The sequence below is a fragment of the Roseateles sp. FW305-36 genome, assembly GCF_058787015.1.
In genome coordinates this window covers 1-1,195 of record NZ_JBYSZK010000047.1, presented here as the reverse complement: position 1 = coordinate 1,195, position 1,195 = coordinate 1, and the positions used below count along the sequence as shown (strand labels likewise).

At 64.7% G+C, this 1,195-nt stretch carries 1 protein-coding gene; it reads right to left on the bottom strand.

What is annotated here, in order from left to right; translation table 11 throughout:
- Positions 1–23: 23 nt before the first annotated feature.
- Positions 24–1,019, bottom strand: coding sequence for an IS110 family RNA-guided transposase (locus tag AC3WOE_RS30465; protein ID WP_492696295.1), 996 nt, complete (start codon positions 1,017–1,019; stop codon positions 24–26).
- Between the last annotated feature and the right edge of the window lie 176 nt (positions 1,020–1,195).

Genomic DNA, 1,195 nt, shown 5'->3' with positions numbered 1-1,195 from the left:
CCCCCGAGCAACTGTGTTCGGTGTCAAGCCTCTGATGGAGACTGCAGATGCTTGACGGCATTCCAGGTCGCTTGATCGCGCAGGATGGCATTGAGCACGGTCAGCAGCTTTCGCATGCACGCCACCAGCGCGACCTTCTTGGCCTTGCCGGCTGCGATCAGGCGGGCGTAGAAGGCCTTGATCGGCGGGTTATGAACGATTGCCGACACCGTGGCCATGTACAGCACGGCACGAACGTCGGCGCGGCCACCCCAGGTGCGGCGTTTGCCTTGGCGCGTGCCCGAGTCATTGGCCAGCGGCGCCACCCCTACCAGCTTGGTGATCTGGCGGCGCTGCAGCCGGCCCAGCTCAGGCAGCGCCGCCGTCAGCGTCATGATCGTCACCGGCCCCACGCCCTTGACGCTGTCCAGCAAGGCGCGCTGAGACTTGAAGTGGTGATCCAGGTGATCGTCAGCGTCCGAATCGAGCTGGGCGATTTGCTGATCCAGCAGGCGCAACACCTTCTTGATGCTGCGCACGGCCGTGGAGGAGTGGGCCTGTTGCAGCCGCTGGGCCTCGGCCACGCGCATGTCCACCAACTGGCGACGGCGCGTCATCAGCGCAGCCAGCTCAGCCCTTTGCGGCTCGATCAGCGCGGTGACGTAAGTGGCACGGTCTTGATGAGCCGCCAGCACGTCGGCGAAATCGCGCAAAACGCGAGCGTCGAGCTGATCCGTCTTGGCCAGCACGCCCATGGACTTGGCGAAGTCACGTGCTTGGCGAGGGTTGACGCGAGCCAAGCAAAAGCCGGCCTGCTGCAGTGCGAGCACGACGGCGCGCTCGTAACCACCGCTGGCCTCCAGCAGCACCAGGTCAGCGTCGGCCTGGCGGCACATCGCGATCAACTCGTCGTGTCCTGCGGCATCGTTGCCCACGCGTCGCAGCTCGGCGCCCAGGCAGACATCCAGATGCTGCTTGGCCACGTCGATGCCGACGTTGATGCGACGAACCGGGCTCGCTACCCCACCTTGCGGATGCATGCTCATGATTGGCAACTGTTCGGGCTACACGGTTGGACAAGACGGGCCGCTGCGTTGACCACATGCTCGGGGACGAACTCCAGGCTCTGGGGGACAACAGGTTTGGCGCAGCGACCGCGACATCGCAGACTCTCAGCAACACCGGCTGAGCGTCCAATTGGGAAGATACAAGGGGA

What these genes read in the sequence shown, in the direction of transcription:
- AC3WOE_RS30465 (WP_492696295.1), bottom strand. Translation starts at nt 1,019, where the DNA reads ATGCATCCGCAAGGTGGGGTAGCGAGCCCGGTTCGTCGCATCAACGTC.